Raw genomic sequence first — 22822 nt, 5'->3', positions numbered from 1 at the left:
GTTAGGGCCAGCCGGTTCTTTTTTCAACAGTGGGCGAAAAAAGAACCTAACGCTACTACGCGTTCCTGCCCCGCGCCGCCACCGTCCAGCGGTCCACGAGCTTCCCGGCGCTGGTGACGGCAATGTCGTCCACAAGGTTGATGGCCAGGCAGACGTGGTTCGGGATGATGCGCAAGCGGTCGCCCAAGGCAGGCCGGCCTCCGGGTCCGTGCCACTCGACCGTGGCGTGGTGTTCCGAAAGGGCGGTGATTCGCGCGTCCGGGTAATCCATCAGGCGCCCGAAGCCGCTGGCCCAGGCTGGCCGGTCACTGCCCAGGATCTTGCTGCCGGCGTCGATGATGAAGCGTTCGGGTACTTCGGCCGGGGCCTCGTGGTGGCTTACCACTGTGGCTGCCACGGTCAGGGCGATGTCCGCCAGGTCGCACCGGGCAAGCTCAAGCTGCTGGGCGTCGCCGAATACGTAGACGCCCGGCCGCACCTCCGTTGCTGTCGAGCTTTCGGTCAGCAGTGCGGTGGGTGTGGACCCTCCGCTTCGCACCGCCGCGTGGAACCCGGCTGCGGCGAGCGATTCCGCGGCCAGGCTAAGCGCGTCCTGCTCCTGTGCAGCTGCCTCCGCCGACATGCCGGGGGCGTAGCTGTGGCCGGGGAAGGTGAAGATCCCCGCGACGTTCAGGCCGGCGTCGGACGCTGCTTTTGCTATGTCCGCCGCTGCCCGCGGCCGGACCCCGCTGCGGTGGTGCCCGCTGTCGATTTCAACGAGCACACTCACCTTCCCGGCTGCCGGCCCCAGGCCTGTTCCGAGCATTGTTGCGCCCTCTGCCGAGTCCACGCCGACGGCGACCGTGGCGTTTTCCGCCAGGCGCCGGAGCCGTTCAGCCTTCCGGTGCGAGACCCACAGGGGGTAGGCAATGAAGAGGTTGTCCACTCCGGCGGCTGCGAAGGCTTCCGCCTCGCCGATGGTTGCCACCGTAAGTCCGGTGGCTCCCGCGGCCAGCTGGCGTGCGGCGATCTCCGGGATCTTGTGCGTCTTGGCATGCGGGCGAAGGGCGAGGCCTTTCGACCGGACGGTGTCCGCCATCCGGGCGATGTTCCGCTCCAGGATGTCAAGGTCCACCAGGATGTCAGGAGTGTCAATGTCCAGGGGAATGGTCATAGCAGGGCCAGGTATGCCTCGAGCTGGGCTGCATGCCCGAAGTCCTTTCGGCCCTCCGGTGCGAGTGCCGCCTCGATCTGTGCGCCGAGCAGCATGTTCAGGAGCTGGCCGGCCAGGATGGAATCGTCGACGGCGGCGCGGATGTCGCCGCTGTCCCGCGCCTCCGCCAGGAAGCGCCGGATGGTGGCTGCCCACTCGTTCATGGACTGCTGGTGTATCCCGGCCTTCTGCGGGTCGTTGGCTGCCTTCTGCCAGAACGGGATGACGATCCGCGCTTCGTTGATGCGCTCCTCGTCCAGGGGGAGGACTTCAAGGCAGAAGGCCCGCAGGGCGGCCAGGCCCGACTTGCCGTTGGTGACGTCCGCGATCCGCTGGTTGGTGCGGTTGAAGACGTGGCCGAACGCGAATTCCAGGAGCGTGTCCTTGGTGGGGAAGTATGGTTTGAGCGCCCCGTTGGCGAAGCCGGCCTCCATCGCGATCTCCCGCATGGTGGCCCCTTCCAGGCCCTGGCGGGCGATGATGCGCCAGGTGGCATCCACCAGTTCCAGGCGGCGCTCGTCATGGTCAACTATCTTCGGCACCGCGGGCCACTCCCAGGAAATATTTCGCTCAGACTCTTGTGAGCCATGTTACGGAGGTTTATTCTCTACAACTATAGAAAATAAACCCGCCGACCGGAAACGGCCAGGACAAAGGTTCCCCCATGACACTTGCTCCAACCAGCACCGCCTCCCCATTCCGCCTTGCCACCGGCGAGGAGATCCTCGAGGTCCGGTCCATCCTGCGGTCCGGGGGCCATCTGGGCCCCCAGTACCGGATCGCCTACCTCGGCCTCCTGGAGCCGCCACGGGAAGCTTCGGCACTTACCGATGAGCCGGCCGACCGGCGCTTCCGGGTCTTCGTCCACGATGTCTCCGGTGGTGCACCGCATGACGTCATCGTCTCCGTCACGCACCAAAAGGTGGTCTCCGCCGTCGAACTCGACACTGCGGTGGCGGGTGAGCTTCCAGTCCTGGAGGAGGAGTTTGAGGTGGTGGAGGCGCTGCTGGCCGGTGATGAGCGCTGGCTGGCCGCGCTGGCGGCACGTGACCTGGACGTCTCCAAGGTACGCGTGGCCCCGCTTTCCGCGGGCGTGTTCGAGTACGCCGAAGAAAAGGGGCGCCGGATCCTGCGTGGCCTGGCGTTCGTCCAGGAGTTTCCGGAGGACAGCGCCTGGGCGCATCCGGTGGATGGGCTCGTGGCCTACGTGGACGTGGTCAACAAGGAAGTCACCCAGGTGCTGGACCTCGGTCCCATGCCGATCCCGGCCGGGCACGGCAACTACACCGATCCGGAACTGACCGGCCCGCTGCGCACCACCCAGAAACCGATCAGCATCACCCAGCCCGAAGGCCCCAGCTTCACGGTCAGCGGCGGCAACCACGTGGAATGGGAAAAGTGGAGCGTCGACGTCGGCTTTGACGTCCGCGAAGGCGTGGTCCTGCACAACCTCGCCTTCCAGGATGGCGACCGTATACGTCCCATCATCAACCGCGCCTCCATCGCCGAGATGGTGGTCCCGTACGGCGACCCCTCGCCCGTCCGGTCCTGGCAGAACTACTTCGACACCGGCGAGTACCTGGTGGGCCAGTACGCCAACTCCCTGGAGCTCGGCTGTGACTGCCTGGGCGAGATCACCTACCTGAGCCCGGTCATCTCGGACGCCTTCGGCAACCCCCGGGAAATCCGGAACGGCATCTGCATGCATGAGGAGGACTGGGGGATCCTGGCCAAGCACAGCGACTTGTGGTCCGGGGTCAACTACACCCGCCGGAACCGCCGCCTGGTGATCTCCTTCTTCACCACCATCGGCAACTACGACTACGGCTTCTACTGGTATCTCTACCTGGACGGCACCATCGAGTTCGAAGCCAAGGCCACCGGCGTGGTGTTCACTTCCGCCTTCCCGGAGGGCGGCTCGGAGAACATCTCCCAGCTGGCACCGGGCCTGGGTGCCCCCTACCACCAGCACCTGTTCAGCGCCCGGCTGGACATGGCCATTGACGGGTTCACCAACCGGGTGGAAGAGGAAGACGTGGTCCGCCAGGCCATGGGGCAGGGCAACGAGCGGGGCAACGCGTTCTCCCGCAAGCGCACCGTGCTGACACGTGAATCCGAGGGTGTCCGTGAGGCTGACGCCGGCACGGGCCGGACGTGGATCATCTCCAACCCCGAATCCCGCAACCGGCTTGGGGAGCCGGTGGGCTACAAGCTCCACTCCCAAAACCAGCCCACGCTGCTGGCCGACCCCGGATCCTCCATCGCCGCCCGCGCCGCGTTCGCCACCAAGGACCTCTGGGTCACCCGCTACGCCGAGGAGGAGCGCTACCCCACGGGCGACTTCGTGAACCAGCACGCCGGCGGTGCAGGGCTGCCCGCCTACGTGGCACAGGACCGGGACATCGACGGCCAGGACATCGTCCTCTGGCACACCTTCGGCCTGACCCATTTCCCGCGGGTGGAGGACTGGCCCATCATGCCCGTGGACACCGTGGGCTTCAAACTCCGCCCCGAGGGCTTCTTCGACCGCAGCCCCGTCCTGGACGTGCCTGCCAGCTCCAAGCAGTCCGCAGGCAGCTGCCACAGCGATGCCGGCTCCGGCGGCTGCCACTAATAGCGGCTACGGGATTCAGGAGATGACGACGACGGCGGGACGGGTCCGGGTTGCCGGGCCCGTCCTGCATCCCCGGGTGTGCGCGGCGGTCACCTCGGTTTCCTGCGCGGTGCACGTGTGGGTGGCGGTGTCCGGCCACCACGGCGCCTGGCTCGCCGTCCTGATGGTTGCTGTGGCCGCCGTGTGCGTGCCGTGCGCCCTGCACATCTGGCGGCACAGCAGGGTGGCCGCACTCCACCAGGTGACGGCGTCGGCCGTGGCAATGGCCGCCCTGCATACCGTGCTGCTGCTGGGAACGGGCGGCGCGGGACACGCCCACGGCGGGGGACCGGCGTCGTACCCGGCCGATACGTCCGGTGACGCCCAGCTGTTGCTGGTCATCGCCCTGGAGATGGCGACGGCGTTGCTCGCCGCCACGCTGGTGGCGCGGCTGCGCGATGGAGCCGGCCCAACGGCAGCCGCCCAAGGCACCTCACCTAGGCAGGTTTGGCGTAGCTCGCTGCACTCATAACTTCGTAGCCAACAAACGTCTCATCGTTTTCCACCCAGGCATCATGGCCGGCCGGAATCGAGTAAGCGTCACCGGCGTGGATGGTCTTCCGGGTTCCATCATCCATTTGCACTGTCAGGGTGCCCGACGTGCAGAAACCCAGATGGTTGTTCTGGCAGCTGTCCGTATTGACTACCGTTTTGACGGTCTCCGACCAGCGCCAGCCGGGCTGGAACGTGAACCTGCCCAGCGTGGTGTCAGCCAGGGTGACCACGTCAACTTCGGTTTTGGGCGGGCGGCGCTTTTCATCAGGTTCGTTGAAGGATTTTGATTCAAGGTCCTTGACGGTTACTGCGGGCATGTCGATCTCCTGGACAAGAGTGGTTATAAAGGTTCAACCGGACGCGCGATGAGGTGCTCCGGAATAGAGGAGAGCCCGGCAGGTAGAGTGTGCCCGCCTTTTCCTGCCAAACCCTGCATGCGATGCCTTCAGCGTGCTCCCGGCCGAAGTCGATGTCAATAACCGGTTGGGGGCTTCATGTCCCCCGGAGCTGTTACAGCCGCTCCCTGGCAGGTGCCCCGGTTTTGCGGGAAGCGACGGTGATGTCCGCGACGCGTTCCAGCCGCGGATGAAGGTTGTCCCCGCCGTCCACCACGCCTTTTTGCCACCACAGCCTCAGCCCGTCAGGCACTACTTCCAGGCAGGCCAGGTTGTTGTCGAACCATGGACCCGCGGTGCCGGACCAATGGAATGGCGGGTCCGGTACCTTGGCTGAACGTGCTGCCAGGGCTCCGATTGGCGTGGCAATACCGTAGGACATAACAGCCCCGAAGGACCGCAGCAGCCGCGGCAGCGGATTCCGGATGGGCGAGCACACCGCCTGGATGATCCGGCTGCCCGAGGACCTGTCCACCTCCGAGACGTAGGAGAAGTGCACGTCCCCGGACAGGAAGGCGACGGTTTCCGGTGCCGGCCCCCGTTTGCCGTCAGCCACCTCCACGGCCATGGCCGCCAGGCGGTGGAAGCTGTCCTGGAACGCTCCCCAATGTTCAAGGTCCGCTGCCTGGCGCAGCTTTTCGCCTACCCAGGCAGCGAGCTTTCCCCATGCCCCCTGGGACACGGCTTCGTCCCAGGATTCCAGGTGGTGCAGGCCCATCGGCAGCAGGAACGGCAGGGACGTCGCCACCAGGAGATGGCGGAAGCCGCCCTGCATCCGCTCGTCCAGCCAGGCCATCTCGGCCTTGTCCAGCAGGGCTCGGTGGTCGGGCGCGAGGTCCCGGGCGGCACGGGAGTCCACCACGATTAGCCGAGTATCGCCGAAATCCCGGCAGAAGCTCCAGCGATAGGATTCCGGTTCCTGGTTTGCCCGTTCCGCAAAGCTGTCCAGTTCCGCACTCAGGTCAAGCTCCGCACTGGGATCGGGGTCCGCACTTGGATCGGGCCCGGCGTCTAAATCCTGCCCACGCCGGTGCGCGGCGATCCGCTGCCAGATGATGTCCTCGGCGCGCTCACGTGGTGAAAGGTTCCCCAGGTGCTGGTACACCCAGTAGGACGCCAGCCCGGCCTTGATCCGCCCACGCCACCACGAAACATCCTGCATCGCCTCCCGCCAGCTGTGTGAAGCGTTCCAGTCGTCCCGGATGTCATGGTCGTCAAAGATCATGGCGCTGGGCAGGGTGGACATCAGCCACCGGTTGGCGGGGTCGGACCAGGCAAGGTAGTAGAGGTAGGCGTATTCCTCGTAGTCCTGGAGTTCCTCGCCTGGTGGTGCCTTAATGTCCCGGCGGGCCTTGATGAATTCCTGCATCTGGTCGCTGGTGGCGTCCGCGTAGACCTGGTCTCCCAGGAAGGCCACCAGGTCCGGCCATCGCTCCTCCCCGCCGGACATCATTCTCAGCGCATAGGCCCGCAGGGAGTCCACCCCATGGCTCCGGTTGCCGGACGCATCGTGGGGGACGCTGGTGCGGCAGGAACCGTACGCCAGCCGCAGGGGCTTGCCGGGCTTGAGGGTGGCAATCACCGGCGGCGGAAATTCGCCGTCTGAACCGGGCGCCAATCCGTGTTCATCCGTCCCGGGCCAGACGTGCGCTCCGTTGACCTCCACGGTGTAGGGCGTTACCGTTCCGGGTTCCAGTCCCTCCACTTCAACCAATGCGTAGTGGTGGCCGTGCACTGCGAAGGTGGGCGCTTTCCAGTCCCCGGCACTTGTTTTGACGGTGACCAGGGAAGTGTTCCGGGTCTCCACCCAAATGCTCGCCGACGTCTCATCCACATACCGCATCATGGGGCCTAGCACCAGCGCTGGGGTACTCATCTATCAGTTGTACCTGCTGGAAGGCGCACCGGCTATGGGTAGAAGGGGACAGATCCTCGGCCTATTTCCCGTCCGGGCCCAGGTCCGGCCCGGCAACGAACCTCACCTGGCGGGTCGAGCTGCCCTGCAGTTCGAGGATGACGATTTCATTGGCGCCGGCGCGGATCAGCGGGCCGGGGATGTAGAGCGTTCGCTGGGGTCCGCGGCTCCAGTAACGGCCCAGGTTGAAGCCGTTGACAAAGGCATTGCCCTTGGTCCAGCCGTCCAGCCGCAGGTACCGGTCACCAGGTCCCTCAGCGTTGAAGGAGGCGAAGGAGACCGAGGGGCCGGCCACCCCGCCGTCGCCCTGGAGTGGGCGGGCTGCAGCCCGGAAGGCGCCCAGCGAAGCCACATCCACCTGCCGGACCATCCAGTCCAGCAGCTCTCTGCCGTCCAGCAGCGCCGGCCCAATCAGACCCTTCGCCTCGCCGATCCGTGGCCCGTAGTTAACCCGGCCCTGGTCCTCCACCAGGACCTGCAGCAGTCCGCCCCCCGGAAGGAAGACCGAGCGTTCGCCCAGTTCGCGGCTCAAGGTGCCGAGCGGGAATCCGTCCAGGAAGAACTGCGCACGGTCCCGGACCTCATCGAAGGCGAGGACGCCGCCGTCGGGCACCTGCCGTTCATACAGGTGGAAACCGCGGAACTGTCCGGTGGTTTCACTGGCGGGAACGGACCCTGCAACCGCAGGCTGCCCGGGCGGGACATCCAGCGCCGCCAGCAGGGGCGCGATCGAATCCACTGCCACCACGGACGCGGGCGCGTCCGTTCGGCCAGCGGGAACTTCCCCGGGAACGGGGAAGTGGCGTGCAATGACGTCCCGGAAGGCGAAGTACTTGTCCGTGGGGTGGCCGTCCTCGCCCAGCGGTGCGTCGTAGTCATAGGAGGTGACGGTGGGCTCGTAGATGCCCTTGTCATTTGCGCCGCTGGTAAAGCCGAAATTGGTTCCGCCGTGGAACATATAGATGTTCACGGACGCCCCCGCGGAGAGCAGCGTGTCCAGCTCGGCTGCCGATGCAGCTGCGTCGGTGGTGTGGTGGTGGGTTCCCCAGTTGTCGAACCAGCCGTTCCAGAATTCGGCGCACATCAGCGGGCCTGTCGGCTGCCGTTCCCGGAGGAACGCAAGCCGCTCGGCGGCCCGTGACCCGAACGTACCCGTCTTATGCAGCCCCGGCAGGGACCCGTCCTCGATCATGGTCCCACAAGGCTGGTCGCACGTGAACAGGGGAACATCGACGCCCGCACGCTTCGCGCCGTCCACGAGGTGTTGCAGGTATGCCTTGTCGTTTCCGTAGGCGCCGTACTCGTTTTCGATCTGCAGCAGGATGACCGGACCGCCGCGCATGACCTGCCGCTCCACCACGATGGGCAGCACGTGGTCCATAAAGGAGTCGACGGCGGCGAGGTAGCCGGGCTCGCTGCTGCGGACCCCGATGGTGGGGTCGGTGAACAGCCATGCAGGGAGGCCGCCGTTGTCCCATTCGGCGCAAATGTAGGGCCCGGGCCGGACGATGGCCCGCAGTCCCGCCGCCTGCACCAGGTCGAGGAAGCGGGCCAGGTCCAGCCCGCCGTCGGCCAGGAAAGTGCCCGGGGCGGGGGAGTGCTCATTCCACGGGACATAGGTTTCGATGGTGTTCAAGCCCATCAGCCGGGCTTTGTTGATCCGGTCCGCCCACTGGTCCGGGTGGACCCGGAAATAGTGGATAGCGCCGGAAAGGATGCGGAAAGGTTCGCCGTTGAGCAGAAAGTCCTTGTCGCCGATGGCGAAGGTGTCCATGGATTCCTCGGGTAGCCGGTCAGGGGGTGCGGAGCGCGGTATGGATAGCGTAGGCGGCGTTGCTCCAGACGACGAACAGCAGCGGAGCCGGCGCCAGGGCCACCCCCAGCACCGGCTGGAGCAGCGCGGCTGAGGCGATGATGCAGAGCAGCACCAACATGGCCAGGCTCAGGTACCACCGCTGGACGCTCAGGTAAAGGGACGCCTTCAGCAGGCTTTTCAGCCCGGCCCCGGGCAGCAGTACGACGCCGGCAACCGCCATCATGGCCACGCTCACCGTGACCACCGCGGCCACCACAATCACAGGTATGAGCACGGCTGCGGCCTGCATGGACTGGACGATCACCAGGTCCACGCCGAGGAACAGAAGTGCCGCCACGGCGGCCAGCCCCAGCGGGGCGGCCCGCCGGAAGCCGCGCCGGTAGCCCCGACGGAACGCGGCGACCGGCTTGACTGCGGCGCCGTCGTCGTTCAATGCCTGGAAGGAGGCAAACAGGCCGGCGAGCGACGGCGGCACGGTCACCGAGAGGGCCAGGAAGAACGGCCACGCCGCGATGGGATCGGCCACCAGGGCAAGGCACAGCACCAGCGGCGCGTTCGCCAGGGCCAGCAGGACGTTCCCGGCCAGGAAGGTGTAGATGAAGCCGAAGATGCTGCCGAAGGTTTCGAAACCGGGGCTGGGAATGCGCCCCGCCACACGGCGCTGCTTCATCGGCGATGCCTGCCCACGCACCGTTGTCACCCTTTCATGCCGCTCGTGGCGATGCCCTGGATGAAGTACCGCTGCCCGACCAGGAAGATGGCGAGGATCGGGATCACGGAGATCACCGAGCCGGTCATGATCATGGCGTACTCGGCGTCGAACTGCCCCACAAAGGAGCGAAGGCCAAGCTGGACCGTCCACAGCCTGTTGCTGGTGAGGTAGATGAACGGGCCCATGTAGTCGTTCCACGTATTCACGAACGTCAGCAGCGCCAGGCTGGCGAGGGCGGGCTTGGACAGGGGCAGGATCACCCGCGCCCAGATGCCGTACTCGCTCAGGCCGTCGATCCGGGCGGCTTCGCACAGCTCATCGGGGATGGTCATGTAGTACTGGCGCATCAGGAACACGCCGAACGCACCGAAGGCCTGGAGCAGGATCAGGGCGTTGAAGCTGTTGGTCAGGCCCAGATTCTGCATCATGATGTACTGCGGCACCATGTAGGCCTGCCACGGCACGGCGATGGTGCCGATGTAGGCCAGGAACAGCACGTCCCGGCCCGGGAACCGGACCTTGGAGAAGCCGTAGGCGGCCAGGGAGCCGGTGAGCACCTGCAGGCAGGTGATGATCACGGCCAGGTACAGCGAGTTCTGCAGGTACCCCATCATCGGGATGCGGGTCCAGATGTCCGTGTAGTTGCTCCAGACGAACTCGCTGGGGATCCACTGGATGGGCACCGTGAGGACCTGGTTGTTCTCCTTCAGCGAGGAGGACACCATCCAGATGAACGGCACCATAAGCCCCACCACCAGTACAACCAGCACGGCATAGATCACCACGTCGGTGGTGCGCTTCTTCCGTTCCCGTGGGGAGCGGCTGCGCTCCGTACGGCGGCGGTCTTCCGGAGCGGGTGCCAGGCCGGCCCCGATGAACGGTGCCTCGGCCTTAAGGTCTTCGGCCATGTTGGTCATCAGCGTTCCCTCCGCTGTTGGATCTTGAACTGGAGGACGGTAACCGTCAGCACGATGAGGAACAGCACCAGGGAGATGGCCGACGAATAGCCGAACTTCCCTTCGCCGATGCCCTCCTGGTAGATGAGCTGGGACAGCACCGTGGTGGAGCGCCCCGGGCCGCCGTTGGTCATCACCACGATCAGGTCGAACACCTTGAAGCTGGAGACCGTCAGCATGACCACAACAAAGAACGTGGTGGGCCGCAGGGAAGGGATGGTGACATTCCAGAAGCGCTGCCAGGCGCTGGCACCGTCCACTTCCGCCGCTTCATAGAGCTCGCTGGGGATGGCCTGCAGGCCGGCCAGGTAGAGCACCATGTAGTAGCCCATGTCCCGCCAGACGCTGGTGATGATAACGGCAGGCATTGCCCAGTCGGAGCTGGAGGTCCAGCCCGGGGTTTCGGCGATGCCGATGGCGTTGAGGAACTGGTTGATGGGGCCGTTGTCCGGGCTGAAAAGCATGTTCCAGACGACGGCCACCGCCACCAGGGAGGTGATGTACGGGAAGAAGATGGCTACCCGGAAGAAGCCGATGCCCTTAAGCTTCCGGTTCAGCAGCATGGCCAGGACGAGTGCCAGGGCCATGGTGAGCGGAACGTGCCCCAGGGCGTAAGCCACGGTATTCCGCAGCGCCACCCAGAAGGTGTCGCTCTGGAACATCCGCTGGAAGTTCTCCAGGCCAACCCAGCGGGGCGCCGTGAACGAGGTCCACTCCATGAAGGAGAGGGCGAATGCGGCGAGGACGGGAATGAGGGTGAAGGCCAGGAACCCCAGGAAGTTCGGCAGGATGAAGGTCCAGCCGATCAGCGTGTTGTGCCGGGCCTGCTTCCGGTTGCCCCGGCTGATGACAGCCGGGGCCGGAGTGATTGTTTTGGTCGCCATGATGGGTTTTTACTGACCGAGGACTTCGCTCTTGACGCGCTTGCCCATCTCGGTGATGCCGTCACTGACGGAGCGTTCGCCCACCATGATGAGGTCATGCTCCTGGCTGAGGATCTTGTCCGTGGCTGCGGACTTGTCGCTCACCGGCATTTCGAGGGCGGTTTCATCCGGCGTGAAGGCCTTCTTTGACAGTTCGTCGGAGGGCAGGCCCTCGAGCTGGAAGTAGGTCTCCGTCACGGCGTCGTTCTGCAGCGCAGGGACCACACCAATTTTGGAGATGGCCTTGGCCCCTTCTTCACCGGCTGCCCATTCGATGAACTTCCGGGCTTCCTCGGAGTTCGCGGCGTTCTTGTTGACGGCGAAGGCGGTGGGGGAACCGAAGGTGCTGACCTTGCCGTTGGACTCCTTCTGCGGCAACGGGGCCAGGCCCCAGTCCACGTTGGTCTTGCCGTCCTTCTTTGCCTGCAGGACCCCCGCGATGTACCAGGTTCCCATCGGCATCATGGCGGTCTGGCCGGTTTCGAACATGGTGCGGTAGCTCATCTTCTGGCTCTTGGCGGTACTAAAGTCCAGGGTGGCACCGCTCTTCTGCAGCTCCAGGGCGGTGGCGTACTGATCTTCAAAGAAGCTGTACTCGCCACTGATCTGGTCGCCGTTGTTCTGTGCGGCCGCGATGGCCTGCACTACCGAGCGCCAGATGTGGTGGTAAGTGCCGTAGACAGTCTTGCCGTCAGCCGTGGTGGTCAACTTTTTAGCAAGCTCGCTGTACTCGTCCCAGGTCAGGTCCGCCGGGTTTTCCACGCCTGCCGCCTTGAGCAGCTCCTTGTTGTAGTACAGCAGCCAGAAGTCCTGCCGGTACGGCGCCGCGTAGTACTTGCCGCCAATGTCGAAGGCGTCCAGGCCGGCGAGGTCCTCCTTGCCCACGCTGTCCACCACGCCGTTGATTTCCTGGAGCTGGCCGTTGTTGGCATAGCGGGCATACTCGGTGACGTTCTTCATGGTGAGGACGTCGGTAGTGTCTCCGCCGGCCAGCATGGTGGTGACCTTCTGCGAGTAGTCATCCGCCAGGATGTCCACCGGCTCAATGTCGATGTCCGGGTTGGCTGCCTCGTAGCCGTCGAACAGGGCTTTGAACTCGGGGGTGCCTTCGTAGTTCCATACCGATACGGTCAGGCGGGTCTTGCCTTCCTGGCCCTGGGGCTCGGCGGGGCCGGCTGCGCCGGCGCAACCGGTCAGGCCAAGGCCGGCGGTCACTGCCAGGGCGATGGCGGCGAGGGTTGTGCGCTTCATTGCGTTCTCCTTACTAGGGTTTGAAGTTGCCGCGGCTGCGGCCAAGGTGTTGTCAGGCGCTGAGGGAGAGGTCTTCGGAGACCACCTGCGCCACGAGTTTCTGTCCGGTCAGGTAGCGTTCCAGGTCGTTCAGGGCGGCGTCGGACATCCGCCGGGTTTCGGTGCCCAGGGAACCGGCAATGTGGGGGGTGATGACCACGTTGGGCAGGTCGTAGAGCACCGAGTCCGCCGGAAGCGGTTCGGGCTCGGTGACGTCCAGGAGGGCCTGGATGCGTCCGGCAGCGCATTCGGTTTCGAGGGCTTTGGTGTCCACGAGCGATCCCCGTGCCGTGTTGATCAGGGTGGCGTGGTCCTTCATCGCCCGGAGTTCCGCCGCGCCGATCATGTGCCGGGTCTCGGGAAGGGCCGGTGCGTGCACCGTAACAACGTCCGAGGCAGCCAGCAGCCTGGGCAGGGAAACCAGCCGGCCCCCGGCCGCGGCCACGGCTGCGGGGTCTGCATGGGGATCGGCTACCAGGCAGGTCACGTCCTGCAGTTGCTGGACCAGCTGGACCACCCTGCGCCCGATTCGCGAGAAGCCAATCACTCCGATCACGCGGCCGATGTTGCCGAGCTCCCCGCGCCTGGTGGTGTAGCTCCAGTCCTCGCGGCAGGTGCGGGCGTCATTGGCCAGTACGTGGGCCTTCTTCCCGGCGAGCACGATGGAGGCGAACGTGAACTCTGCCACCGGGATGGCGTTGGCATCGGCGCCGTTGGTCACAAGGATGCCCCGGTCCCACAGTTCCTGGCTGACGAAGCTGCGGACTGTCCCGGCGCAGTGGAATACGGCCCGGAGATTCGGCATGCGTTGCAGGATTTGTGCATCGAGGCGCGGCACGCCCCAGCTGGTGAGGAGGATTTCCACCTGTTCCAGGCGCCCGGCAAGCCCGGGCTGCTCGAGGGAATCCGTCCAGGGCTCTCCGCCAAGGTCCACCAGTCCCGCAAGCCGCTCCAGCCGCGTGGAGTCGAACTGATCCGTAAATGTTCCGCGGTTCATGACCAGCAGGGCCTTGGGTTTAGGAGACATTCGGGCCTCCTTTCTTCTTCGGATACGAACGCCTCTGCGGCGAATTTATGTCTTGCATCACATCTAACAATCAGTAGATACTCATAAACAAGGCAGCTCGACCAAGCTGTTCGTGATCGCTCCAATACGATCACATTCGAACAAAGAAAAGACGCTGATGATCCCGCCCTCTTCCTCTGCCCGTGCCCAAGCACCGCCGGCCCAACCGCTGGCAGCGGCTTGGGGGCCTGCTGCCGCGGCTTCAGGCCTGGGCAGTCTGCTGAACGGTTCCCGCTCGCGAATCACCGTCCCTCCTGCCGGCGGGGCGGCATGGCGTTTGCTGGACGGGTCCATGCCCGGAGTCCTGGAGCAGCAGGCCCGTGAAGAGAAGGGGACGCCGTGGCCGCAGCCGCTGGTGTCCCATTACGCCCGCTATTTCCGTGACGGAAACCGGACTGAGTACGAGGGGCTGGTGGCCGCCCGCCAGCAGCGGCTGACCCGTGCGGTGGTGATGGCCCTGGTTCCGGATGCGGAACAGGGGCCGGAGCGGGGCGGTGGGTGTTCGGACGTGAACGCTTTGTCCGGCGGATGGCTGGATGAGGTGGCCGACGGCGCGCATCTGCTGTGCGAGCAAAGCTCGTGGAGCTGGGCTGCCCATGACGACGTCTTCTCCCGTGCAGGAGAAGTTGTGCCGGACATGTCCCGGCCCTGCCTGGACCTTGGCGCCGGGGAAGTGGCGGCACAGCTGGCCTGGATCGATCACGTCCTCGGGGATCAGCTTGATGCAAGGGCACCTGGAGTGCGGAAGCGGATCCGGGAGGAGACATCCCGGCGGGTCATCAGGCCGTTCCTTGAACGGCTGGACTGGCACTGGCTGGGCCTGGACGGGGACGTCCACAACTGGAATCCGTGGATCCATTCCAATCTGATAGCCGCGGCACTGTTCCTGGAGGACGACCCCCGGACCCAGGCGCAGATCGTTGGGCGGTGCATCGAAGGCCTTGACCGGTTCCTTGCCTCCATCCCTGCAGACGGTGCCATCGACGAGGGCTTCGCCTACTGGTGGAACGGCGCGGGACGGGCACTGGAAGGACTTGCCCTGCTTGAGCAAGCCACCGGGGGAGTGCTTGACGCCAACCTGCCGGTGGTCCGCGAACTGGTGGCCTTTCCGCACCGGATGCATATCGGCGGCACGTGGTTCCTGAATGTGGCAGACGGTCCTGCCCGTGCAGCACAAAGCCTGCCCTGGGACATGCTCCACCGCTGGGCCGTGCGCCTTGGTGACAAGGATGCCGCCTCACTTGCAGCGGGGATGATCCCCGGCCCGCCGCAGGCCGCCGCCGGCCTGGGCCGGATCCTGCACTCCCTGCTCAACAGCACCGATCCCACCAACCCGATGGAACCACCGCTGCCACCCTTCACCTACCTTCCCTCCGTGCAGATCATGACGGCCCGGCAAGCGGCGGGAAGTCCCCGCGGCCTGTTCCTGGCAGCAAAGGGCGGACACAACGGGGAGCACCACAACCACCGTGACCTGGGCTCGGTGGTGGTTGCCGTGGACGGTGTTCCCTTGCTGGTGGACGCCGGGCAGCCCACTTATACGGCCAGGACCTTCGGCCCCAACCGTTATGGGATCCGGGCCATGCAGAGTGCCTGGCACAGTGTTCCGGCGCCCTTCGGGCTCGAGCAGGGCACCGGTAAGGAGTATGCCGCTGAGGTCCTCACCGCCCCTGCCGCCGGCAGCCCCCGCCTCGAGCTCGCACTCGGAGGAGCGTACGGGCTGCGGCCGGACCAGTGGATACGCAGCTCGGGACTGGACCGCGACGCCGGCCGGATCTCGATCGGAGACCGCTGGGACCTGCCGCAGGTACCGGAAGGAGGAACGCCCGACGTCGACATCACCTACCTGGCTGCCGGCACAGTAACGCTTGGCGCCGGCACCGCAACCATCATGCCGGGTGGTATCCCGGGTGCAGGGACCGGCAGGGAAGCCGCCCTGCGCTGGGAGCCCGCTTCCGCCGTCGTACTGATGGATGAATGGCATCTGGACGATCCCCTCCTCGCGGACGTGTGGGGTGCCAAACTCACCCGGCTGCGTTTCCGCCTGCCCGCAGGGGCCGGGGCAGGAAAACACGGCGCCGCCGGCGCATTCACCCTCACTGTGGAGGCAACACCATGAGCGCTGACCAACCGTCCGAACCGGCCGGCAAGTCGCTGTTTTCGCTGCAGCGGAGGGAGCGGCTCATGGAGGAACTCCGGGCCCACGGTGCCATCACCGTCCGCGGCATCGCGGCCAAACTGGGGGTCAGTGAGCTGACCATCCGTCGGGACGTAAACATCCTGGCGGACGCAGGCCTGGTATCCCGGGTGCATGGCGGCGCCACGCTGCCCAGCCCACTGGACCGTTCCGCCGCCGCGGGCCGGCAGTCCCCGCACAGCTACTCGATTGGCATGGTGGTGCCGTCGCTGGATTACTACTGGCCCCAGGTCATCAGCGGGGCGCGGGCCGAAGCGGAGGAACAGAACCTGCGGATCCTGGTCCGAGGTTCCGCCTATGACGCCGCGGACAACCGCCGGCAGGTGCAGGCTTTGCTGGATACCCAGAACATTGACGGGCTGATCGTGGCGCCGGACATGGGCGGTGAGCGTGGCCAGGAACTGCTGCGCTGGCTCAACGCGCTGCCCATCCCGGTGGTGCTGGCCGAACGGCGCTCGCCCGCCGAGATCCCCGCGCACCGGCTGGAATGGGTGGCAACGGACCATGCCTTCGGCGCCGGCATGGCAGTGCGGCACCTGTGGCAGGAGGGGCACCGGCGGATCGGCTGCCTTACGGACTCCTCCAGCCCCACCAGCCCGCACGTGGTGCGCGGCTGGCACCAGGCCCTGGACGCCCTGAAGATTCCACTGGAGGGCTCGGTCCACGAGGACTCCGCCAGGCAGGAGAACGGTGACCGCGCCGGACACTTCGACCACGTCCTGGAGCTGTGCGGGAAGACCGGAACCACGGCCGTGCTGGTCCACTCGGACACCCAGGCCGTGGCATTCGTGCAGCATTGCGTGGACCGCGGGCTGGCGGTTCCCGGGGACATGGCGATTGTGGGTTACGACGACGAAGTGGCCTACCTCGCCGAGCCGGCGATTTCCGCCGTCCGGCCGCCCAAGCAGTACGTGGGCAAGGTGGCGGTGCAGCTGATGGCCGCCCGTCTCGCGGAGGGCAGGATGCGGCCGGTCCACCGGATTGAACTGAACCCCGAACTGATATTGCGGGAGTCCTCGCTGGGCGCCCCGCGCGTGCCTGCCAACGGCGGACTGCAGGAATCGCTGTGACGGCGGGGCACCCGAAGCCTGTCCCCAAGGTCCTGCTGCTGAGCGGCGTGGGGCGGTATGCGGACCCCTGGCACCCGTTTCCGGAAACCTCCGCGGCGCTTGCCGGCCTGCTCCGGGAAGCGGGGTATGACGTCCACATCCCCGGCGACGTCGATGCCGCCCTGGCAGACCTTGCACGGGCTGATGAGGCCGGCCTGCCGGCGCTCCTGGCCGTGAACGTGGGGTTGCCGCGGGACGGGCAGCCATCGCCCGGAACCCCGGACGCCGCTGCAGGAATGATCCGCTGGCTGGACTCCGGGCGTCCGCTGCTGGTCAGCCACGTCAGCTCCACCAGCTTCACTGACCTCCCGGAATGGGAGGAAGGGCTGGGGGGACGCTGGATCCGCGGTACGTCCATGCACCCTGAGTACGGTCCGGCATCGATCTCTGTCCTGGAAGGGTCGGGGCCTGTCGCGGACGGCATCCCGGACTTTGAGCTGTTTGATGAGCGGTACAGCTATCTCCGGACCTCACCCCGCATCACCATCCACGCCACCCACACCCACGAGGATGTTGAGCACCCCGTGATGTGGTCGCTTGAGCGGCTCTCGAAGGGGACACTCCCTGCCGGCCGGACGTTTTATGACGCCCTGGGCCACGACGCCGCCTCCTACCAATCGCCAGAACACCGCCAACTGCTCCTGCACGCCATTTCCTGGCTCACCGCCGGCTGACACAACTGAGGAAATTATGCCCTCCACAGCTCCACCGCTTGCGCTTGCCCTGCCGCCGCTGGACCGGAAGCTCTCCCCCTACACCGGACTGACGCGGGAGCACTGGTGCGCCTACGCCGACCACCTGCTGCGCTCAGCCCACCGCTACGCCACCGATGACCACGCCAACCTGCACCTGCCCGGCGCCAACAGCGCGTACGGCCCGCGAAGCGACTCGCTGGAGGCCTTTGCCCGCACGTTCCTGCTGGCATCCTTCCGGATGGCCGGGGACCCGGACGGCACCGGCTGGATCGCTGACTGGTATGCGCAGGGGCTGGATGCCGGCACTGACCCGGCCAATCCGGACCGCTGGCCAACTCCCGGCGAGTTGGGCCAGGCAAAGGTGGAAGCGGCCTCCCTGGCGGTGGGGCTTGCCCTGACCCGGGAGGTGCTCTGGGACAAGCTGCCCGGGCGGGTGCAGGAACAGCTGATCGCGTGGTTTGAGACCGTGATCGGCGAAGAGTATCCGCCCATCAACTGGGTCTGGTTCCAGATCGTGGTTGAGGTGTTCCTGGCCAGCGTTGGCGGCCGGTACTCCGATGGGGACATCGACGCCGGCCTTGCCATCCATGACTCCCTCCACCGTGGGCATGGCTGGTTCGCGGACGGCCCCGAACGCGCCTATGACCACTACGTCGGCTGGGCCTTCCAGGTCTACCCGCAGTTGCTGCAGCTGATGGCGCCGGAGGATCCGCGGGTCCAGGCACGAGCCCGGCGCGACGGCGAACGGCTCGCCGATTTCCTGGATGACGCGGTGCACCTGGTGGGGGCCAACGGCGCCCCGCTGATACAGGGCCGCAGCCTCATCTACCGCTTCGCCGCGGCCGCCCCCTTCTGGGCCGGTCAGCTGTCGGGCCAGACGCGGTTGAGCCCGGGCGTTTCGCGACGGGCTGCGTCGGGCATCCTGGACTACTTTGTCCGGCGCGGCGCAATCACCAGTGACGGCCTGCTGTCCATTGGCTGGCATGGCGAGTTCCCCGGCATGAAGCAGTCGTACTCCGGGGCGGGTTCACCGTACTGGGCGGCCAAGGGCATGATGGGCCTCGCCCTGCCGGCGGAGCATCCCGTATGGACCGCCGTTGAGGAGCCCCTGCCTGTCGAGATTGCGGACACCCGGCGGTTCATCGGGGCCCCCGGCTGGCAGGTTGACGGAACGGTTGCCGACGGAGTGGTTCGGGTGCGCAACCACGGCACGGATCACGCCAACGCGGGAGTGAAGGCGGCGGATTCCCCGCTCTACGCCCGGCTGGGCTACTCCACCTCCACCTTCCCGGATCTGGAGCCGGAATCCCTGGACAACTCCGTGGTGCTGGTTGACCCGGACGGACGGCTCACGCACCGCACCGGTTTTGAATTCCTGGGGCAGTTTGAGCTTGGCGGTGTGCAGGCCGGGGCTTCGCGTGCCTCAACGAACTGGATCACAATCGACCCTGACGGCGGGCCGGACCACGGCAGTGGCGCCAGGGGTACCGCGACGCCCGGACCCGAAGTCACGGTGGTGTCGCTGACCCGCGGCGCCGTGGAGTTGCGGGTGGTGCGCGTGCGCGGCGCCGGCGGCGGGGCGCGGTTGCGGATTGGCGGCTGGCCCTTGGATACGTCTTCTGCACTGGTCAGTGAGGTGCGCCCTGTCCCCTGGGGAGAGATGCTGGACGACGCCGGCACCTGGGAACGGCAGGCCCCGCACCCGATGGGGGAGCACCTGGCCATTCCCTGGATCGGCACCTCCGGTGCCGCCGCTGACGGCGACTACGCCGCCGTCGTGGGCCTTGGCGGTGAAGGCCTGCACGCGGAACTGGAAGGCGCCCGCTTCACGGCGGACGGCAAGTTCGAATTCGCCGATGGAACGGCCGTGAATCCCGCCGGGATACTCGGGATTTTGTCCAGGTAATGCCCCCACAACGCTTCCAACAGGCATCACCCGGACAAAACTCCCGCGTCCAGGCGCGCGCTACGCGTTCTCGAACCAGCCCCGCTGCGGGTTGGTGACCTCCGGGACCGAACGGTGCAGCCCGGGCTGGGCAGCCCAGCGCACCCCGTTTGCCAGCACCCGCTGGATCTGCGGGTGGTGGTACACCGGGTATTCCTGGTCGCCTGGGCTGAAGTAGAAGATGCGCCCTTTACCCCGGGTGAAGGTGACGCCCGAACGGAACACCTCGCCGCCGGTGAAGGAGCTGATGAAGATCAGGTCGTCAGGGTCCGGGATGTCGAACAGCTCGCCGTACATTTCCTGCTCGGGGATGACGATGGGGCTGTCCACGCCTTCGGCGATGGGGTGTGACGGCTTCACGGTCCACACCAGCTCGCGCTCGCCATCGTTCCGCCACGCCAGCGAGCAACTGGTGCCCAGCAGCTTGGTGAATACCTTGGCGAAGTGCCCGGAATGGAGCACGATGAGTCCCATTCCGCCCAGGACGTGGCGGTGGACGCGTTCCACGACGGCGTCGCTCACCTCACCGTGGGCCATGTGGCCCCACCACAGCAGGACGTCCGTCTCTGCGAGGATCTCCTCGTCGAGGCCGTGGTCATCGTCGGTGGCCAGGACCGCCGTCGTGATCTCGGCCTCGGGGTAGTAGGAGCGGAGGCCTGCCGCGATGGCGCCATGGATGCCGTCGGGGTAGATCTCCCCGATGTGGGACGGTTCGTTGATGGCCTCGTGGACACCCTCGTTCCAGACCCGGATCCGCAATTTGCCGTTCATTAGAGACGAACCTCCCTCTGCTCCCGTGCTGACTGGTAGCACGCGTCGATGATGTGTGCCCGGTAAAGCGCCAGGGATCCATCGTGCTCACCCCAGACCTGTTCACCACCGCGCACTGCTGTCACAAAATCCTCCACCACTCCGTCATGCGCCCGGCCCGGCACCACCGGCGGCACGTAGTCGGCGCTTTCGCCGTCCTTTTCCGTGAACACCCGAAGCTGGCCTACGGGCGGGAAGGGTGCCCCCTGGACCTTGAGCTCCGCGCCGCCCTCGGTGCCGTAAACCGTGAAGTCCAGCAGGTCGTCTGTTTCCCGGTACGTCGCCCAGCTCGCCTCGATCAGCAGCGTTCCGCCGCCCTCAAGCCGGAGGAACGCGGAAGCGAAGTCCTCCACCTTGAATGCGTGGCTGGACGCCAATGCGGAGTACGCGCTTCCGCCACCGCGCCCCTGGGGGCCCAGCTCGGAGTGGGTGGCTGCGGAGACAGCCACCACTTTGGGTTCGCCAAGCAGATGCAGGGCGTAGTCCAGGGCGTGAACGCCGATGTCGGCCAGCGGTCCGCCGCCTGCCAGCTCGGGATTGGTGAACCAGCTGCCCAGTGTCGGGATGCCGGAGCGTCGCAGCCAGGATGCCTTGGCGTAGTACGGCCGGCCCAGCCCGCCGTCATCAATGACGCCCTTGAGTGCCTGGATGTCGCCGCGGCGTCGGTGGTTGAAGGCGACGTCCAGGACGCGCCCGGCCTTGCGGGCCGCGTCGACCATGGCCTGGCCTTCGACGGCGTTGCGGGCGATGGGTTTCTCGCTCAGTACATGCAGGCCCCGTTCAAGGGCGGCGACGGCGATGGGTGCGTGCAGGAAGGTGGGCACTGCGACGCTGATCGCGTCCAGGCCGCCGTGGTCCAGCATCTCTTTCCAGTCGGCAAAGCCATTGGGGATGGAGTACTCGGCCTCAAGCGACTCGCGGAGGTCCTGTTCCATGCCTGCCAGCGACACGATGCGGACGCCGTCCAGCGAATCATAGGCCTTGAGGTGCTGCTGTCCGGCCCATCCGATGCCGACAACGCCGACCCTCAGTTCTCCTGCCGGAGCTGTTTCCGGGGGAGCTGCGTGCTGTACTGACGGCTGCTCGTTGTTCACTGATGCTTCCTTATGCAATTGGGGCGGATGGTTTTCGAAGCTTTTGGAATCGATTCCACACTAGTGCCCGCCGGGCAGGTGCCAGGGTCTTGGAATCGATTCCAAAAAGTCTGTCAGCCACCACCGGAGACTGTCAAGCCTTTGCTTCACCCTTAGTGGAGTCTCGAACCACCAGTTCGTGGGGGAGGAAGGTCCGGCCGCGACGGGACGCGCCTGGTTCCGTCATTCGCTCGAAGAGCGCTTCGAATGCCAGGCGGCCCATCTCATACGCCGGCTGCCTGATGGTGGTCAGTTCAGGGACGCACATCTCCGCCTGGATCGAGTCGTCGAAGCCTGCCACCGCGATGTCCTCCGGCACCCGGAACCCCGCGCCGGTAATTTCACGGACGCACCCGGCAGCGACCGTGTCGCTGCCACAGAACACGGCGTCCGGCAGCGGGTCCATCTTCAGCAGCTCCCTGGTAAGGCGGCGGCCGGCGTGAAAGTCGAAATCGCCGTCTGCGAACAGTGTCTGTTCCGGTAACAAGGCCGCTTTGGCTGTGGCCTCGCGAAAGCCTTCCTCGCGCAGCCGGCCGGAGCGGGCTGCCCTGTGGCCGATCATCGCCAACCGCCGGCTTCCCGTTTCAATAAGGTGCCGGGTGATGTCGAAGGCGGCCTGCCGGTCATCGATGGAAACGCCGAACGCCGCCTCCGAGTCGGCGATCTCGCAGACTTGGACAACGCTCAGTTGCGTCGCCAGTGCCTCGATGTCGTCATCCGGCATTGTTGGTGAAAACATCACCAATCCGTCCACCGAGCCGTTGCGCAGGATGTCCACCAGCTGCTGTTCGCGTTCGAGGTCTCCGGCGGTCGGGGCAATGAGGCTGACATAGCCGGACAGTGCCGCGGCGTCGCCCACACCTCGGAAAGCCTCACTGATGATGGGCGAGTCCAGGTTCTTGGCCAGTGCCAAAATGCGCATGGTCCGGTCCCGGCGGAGGTCGCGGGCCGAGGCAAGGGGCCGGTAGTTGAGTTGCCGAATGGCTCCGGTGACCTTTTCCTTGCTGGACGCGCTGACGGCTGCACTTCCGTTCAGGACACGGGAAACTGTCCCGACGGATACACCCGCCGTTTTAGCGACATCCTGGACTGTCGCTCGCGCCATGAGGGGTTCCTTCCGCGACCGGGACGAAGGTCCTTGCTGTCATGCCCGTGCCCTGCGTTTGCTGCGGCGGGTTTTCCCCAGCATAACTGTCCGCCGAACGGACAGGCGCGGGAGCTGCCGCCCGGGCCTTGATTCGCGTGGACCAACTTCCGCGTTCCTGTTGCTGCTCTTGTGGAGCCGAGGCAGCAGAAGCAAGCATTGGTTATGAGAGACCTGCGGTACGCAGCCAGGATGCTCCTGAACCGGGAGGACGTGTCCTTGATCGACCTCTGGATTTCCTATTGGAATCACGGCGGTCGCTGTCATCCCTTTGTATTTGACGCGCTTATCTACGACGTCCTGGTTGTCCACGGGTTCGATATGGAAGCGCTTGCCTCGGCTCTTGATGAACTGTCCCTGGAGACCACCGGTTGAG

Annotated in this window: 20 protein-coding genes; 7 read left to right on the top strand and 13 right to left on the bottom strand. The window is 65.9% G+C overall.

The genetic code is table 11. The features are described 5' to 3' along the window. Window positions 1–55: 55 nt before the first annotated feature. Complete coding sequence (locus NXY83_RS19140; protein WP_258803783.1) at window positions 56–1153, bottom strand: alanine racemase; 1098 nt, start codon at window positions 1151–1153, stop codon at window positions 56–58. Then, the gene (locus NXY83_RS19135) at window positions 1150–1734 is read right to left on the bottom strand and encodes a TetR/AcrR family transcriptional regulator (RefSeq protein WP_258803782.1); all 585 of its coding nucleotides are present in this window, start codon (window positions 1732–1734) and stop codon (window positions 1150–1152) included. The genes NXY83_RS19140 and NXY83_RS19135 overlap by 4 nt, the downstream gene beginning before the upstream one ends. Window positions 1735–1856: 122 nt before the next feature. Here NXY83_RS19135 and NXY83_RS19130 point away from each other — a divergent pair, with 122 nt between their 5' ends. Both NXY83_RS19130 and NXY83_RS19125 read left to right on the top strand, forming a co-directional pair. Continuing rightward, window positions 1857–3806, top strand: a complete 1950-nt coding sequence (locus NXY83_RS19130; protein ID WP_258803781.1) for a primary-amine oxidase — start codon at window positions 1857–1859, stop codon at window positions 3804–3806. A 22-nt stretch (window positions 3807–3828) separates the two neighbouring features. Further along, window positions 3829–4317: a hypothetical protein gene (locus NXY83_RS19125; protein WP_258803780.1), complete on the top strand. Its 489-nt coding sequence runs from the start codon at window positions 3829–3831 to the stop codon at window positions 4315–4317. On the opposite strand, the gene NXY83_RS19120 is transcribed toward NXY83_RS19125, so the two are convergent. From NXY83_RS19120 to NXY83_RS19085, 8 genes are all read right to left on the bottom strand, one after another. Then, window positions 4283–4657 carry a cupin domain-containing protein gene (locus NXY83_RS19120; RefSeq protein WP_258803779.1) on the bottom strand — a complete coding sequence of 125 codons (375 nt, stop codon included), beginning with the start codon at window positions 4655–4657 and terminating at the stop codon, window positions 4283–4285. The two genes, NXY83_RS19125 and NXY83_RS19120, sit on opposite strands and share 35 nt — an antisense overlap. A gap of 193 nt (window positions 4658–4850) precedes the next feature. Beyond that, a complete protein-coding gene (locus NXY83_RS19115; protein ID WP_258803778.1) occupies window positions 4851–6611 on the bottom strand; it encodes an alkaline phosphatase D family protein in 1761 nt (586 codons plus the stop codon). Between the two features lie 61 nt (window positions 6612–6672). Next, window positions 6673–8424, bottom strand: coding sequence for a glycoside hydrolase family 35 protein (locus tag NXY83_RS19110; RefSeq protein WP_258803777.1), 1752 nt, complete (start codon window positions 8422–8424; stop codon window positions 6673–6675). Between the two features lie 19 nt (window positions 8425–8443). Continuing rightward, the gene (locus NXY83_RS19105; RefSeq protein WP_258803776.1) at window positions 8444–9136 is read right to left on the bottom strand and encodes a hypothetical protein; all 693 of its coding nucleotides are present in this window, start codon (window positions 9134–9136) and stop codon (window positions 8444–8446) included. A gap of 26 nt (window positions 9137–9162) precedes the next feature. Then, on the bottom strand, window positions 9163–10095 hold the full coding sequence (locus NXY83_RS19100) for a carbohydrate ABC transporter permease (RefSeq protein WP_258803775.1): 933 nt from the start codon (window positions 10093–10095) through the stop codon (window positions 9163–9165). Beyond that, the gene (locus tag NXY83_RS19095) at window positions 10095–11018 is read right to left on the bottom strand and encodes a carbohydrate ABC transporter permease (RefSeq protein ID WP_258803774.1); all 924 of its coding nucleotides are present in this window, start codon (window positions 11016–11018) and stop codon (window positions 10095–10097) included. The genes NXY83_RS19100 and NXY83_RS19095 overlap by 1 nt, the downstream gene beginning before the upstream one ends. Window positions 11019–11027: 9 nt before the next feature. Next, the gene (locus tag NXY83_RS19090; protein WP_258803773.1) at window positions 11028–12308 is read right to left on the bottom strand and encodes an ABC transporter substrate-binding protein; all 1281 of its coding nucleotides are present in this window, start codon (window positions 12306–12308) and stop codon (window positions 11028–11030) included. Window positions 12309–12360: 52 nt separating this feature from the next. After that, complete coding sequence (locus NXY83_RS19085; RefSeq protein WP_258803772.1) at window positions 12361–13374, bottom strand: hydroxyacid dehydrogenase; 1014 nt, start codon at window positions 13372–13374, stop codon at window positions 12361–12363. A 157-nt stretch (window positions 13375–13531) separates the two neighbouring features. On the opposite strand from NXY83_RS19085, the gene NXY83_RS19080 reads away from it, so the two are divergent. From NXY83_RS19080 to NXY83_RS19065, 4 genes are read left to right on the top strand one after another with little or no spacing between them, the layout of a single operon-like run. Then, entirely contained in the window at window positions 13532–15532 is a 2001-nt protein-coding gene (locus tag NXY83_RS19080) for a heparinase II/III-family protein (protein ID WP_258803771.1), read from the top strand. After that, window positions 15529–16680 (top strand): LacI family DNA-binding transcriptional regulator, encoded by a 1152-nt coding sequence (locus NXY83_RS19075; RefSeq protein WP_258803770.1) that lies wholly within the window; start codon window positions 15529–15531, stop codon window positions 16678–16680. Before NXY83_RS19080 ends, NXY83_RS19075 begins: the two co-directional genes overlap by 4 nt. After that, a complete protein-coding gene (locus NXY83_RS19070) occupies window positions 16677–17393 on the top strand; it encodes a ThuA domain-containing protein (protein WP_258803769.1) in 717 nt (238 codons plus the stop codon). Before NXY83_RS19075 ends, NXY83_RS19070 begins: the two co-directional genes overlap by 4 nt. Before the next feature lie 16 nt (window positions 17394–17409). Further along, window positions 17410–19320 carry a DUF2264 domain-containing protein gene (locus NXY83_RS19065; protein ID WP_258803768.1) on the top strand — a complete coding sequence of 637 codons (1911 nt, stop codon included), beginning with the start codon at window positions 17410–17412 and terminating at the stop codon, window positions 19318–19320. Between the two features lie 60 nt (window positions 19321–19380). On the opposite strand, the gene NXY83_RS19060 is transcribed toward NXY83_RS19065, so the two are convergent. From NXY83_RS19060 to NXY83_RS19050, 3 genes are all read right to left on the bottom strand, one after another. Continuing rightward, window positions 19381–20130, bottom strand: a complete 750-nt coding sequence (locus tag NXY83_RS19060) for a ThuA domain-containing protein (protein WP_258803767.1) — start codon at window positions 20128–20130, stop codon at window positions 19381–19383. Further along, window positions 20130–21263, bottom strand: coding sequence for a Gfo/Idh/MocA family protein (locus NXY83_RS19055; RefSeq protein ID WP_258803766.1), 1134 nt, complete (start codon window positions 21261–21263; stop codon window positions 20130–20132). Before NXY83_RS19055 ends, NXY83_RS19060 begins: the two co-directional genes overlap by 1 nt. A gap of 133 nt (window positions 21264–21396) precedes the next feature. Further along, a complete protein-coding gene (locus NXY83_RS19050) occupies window positions 21397–22407 on the bottom strand; it encodes a LacI family DNA-binding transcriptional regulator (RefSeq protein WP_258803765.1) in 1011 nt (336 codons plus the stop codon). Between the two features lie 204 nt (window positions 22408–22611). On the opposite strand from NXY83_RS19050, the gene NXY83_RS19045 reads away from it, so the two are divergent. Beyond that, entirely contained in the window at window positions 22612–22821 is a 210-nt protein-coding gene (locus NXY83_RS19045; RefSeq protein ID WP_258803764.1) for a hypothetical protein, read from the top strand. Window position 22822: the final 1 nt, after the last annotated feature.

Origin of the sequence: Pseudarthrobacter sp. NS4, assembly GCF_024758005.1 — a bacterium.
GTDB lineage: Bacteria > Actinomycetota > Actinomycetes > Actinomycetales > Micrococcaceae > Arthrobacter.
The sequence above is the reverse complement of the archived record's forward strand: the minus strand, read 5'-3'. Positions and strand labels throughout refer to the sequence as shown.

Coding starts and splice junctions, on each gene's coding strand:
- NXY83_RS19140 (WP_258803783.1), bottom strand. CDS start 1,153: ATGACCATTCCCCTGGACATTGACACTCCTGACATCCTGGTGGACCTT.
- NXY83_RS19130 (WP_258803781.1), top strand. CDS start 1,857: ATGACACTTGCTCCAACCAGCACCGCCTCCCCATTCCGCCTTGCCACC.
- NXY83_RS19125 (WP_258803780.1), top strand. CDS start 3,829: ATGACGACGACGGCGGGACGGGTCCGGGTTGCCGGGCCCGTCCTGCAT.
- NXY83_RS19120 (WP_258803779.1), bottom strand. CDS start 4,657: ATGCCCGCAGTAACCGTCAAGGACCTTGAATCAAAATCCTTCAACGAA.
- NXY83_RS19115 (WP_258803778.1), bottom strand. CDS start 6,611: ATGAGTACCCCAGCGCTGGTGCTAGGCCCCATGATGCGGTATGTGGAT.
- NXY83_RS19110 (WP_258803777.1), bottom strand. CDS start 8,424: ATGGACACCTTCGCCATCGGCGACAAGGACTTTCTGCTCAACGGCGAA.
- NXY83_RS19105 (WP_258803776.1), bottom strand. CDS start 9,136: ATGAAGCAGCGCCGTGTGGCGGGGCGCATTCCCAGCCCCGGTTTCGAA.
- NXY83_RS19100 (WP_258803775.1), bottom strand. CDS start 10,095: ATGACCAACATGGCCGAAGACCTTAAGGCCGAGGCACCGTTCATCGGG.
- NXY83_RS19095 (WP_258803774.1), bottom strand. CDS start 11,018: ATGGCGACCAAAACAATCACTCCGGCCCCGGCTGTCATCAGCCGGGGC.
- NXY83_RS19090 (WP_258803773.1), bottom strand. CDS start 12,308: ATGAAGCGCACAACCCTCGCCGCCATCGCCCTGGCAGTGACCGCCGGC.
- NXY83_RS19085 (WP_258803772.1), bottom strand. CDS start 13,374: ATGTCTCCTAAACCCAAGGCCCTGCTGGTCATGAACCGCGGAACATTT.
- NXY83_RS19080 (WP_258803771.1), top strand. CDS start 13,532: ATGATCCCGCCCTCTTCCTCTGCCCGTGCCCAAGCACCGCCGGCCCAA.
- NXY83_RS19075 (WP_258803770.1), top strand. CDS start 15,529: ATGAGCGCTGACCAACCGTCCGAACCGGCCGGCAAGTCGCTGTTTTCG.
- NXY83_RS19065 (WP_258803768.1), top strand. CDS start 17,410: ATGCCCTCCACAGCTCCACCGCTTGCGCTTGCCCTGCCGCCGCTGGAC.
- NXY83_RS19060 (WP_258803767.1), bottom strand. CDS start 20,130: ATGAACGGCAAATTGCGGATCCGGGTCTGGAACGAGGGTGTCCACGAG.
- NXY83_RS19050 (WP_258803765.1), bottom strand. CDS start 22,407: ATGGCGCGAGCGACAGTCCAGGATGTCGCTAAAACGGCGGGTGTATCC.
- NXY83_RS19045 (WP_258803764.1), top strand. CDS start 22,612: ATGAGAGACCTGCGGTACGCAGCCAGGATGCTCCTGAACCGGGAGGAC.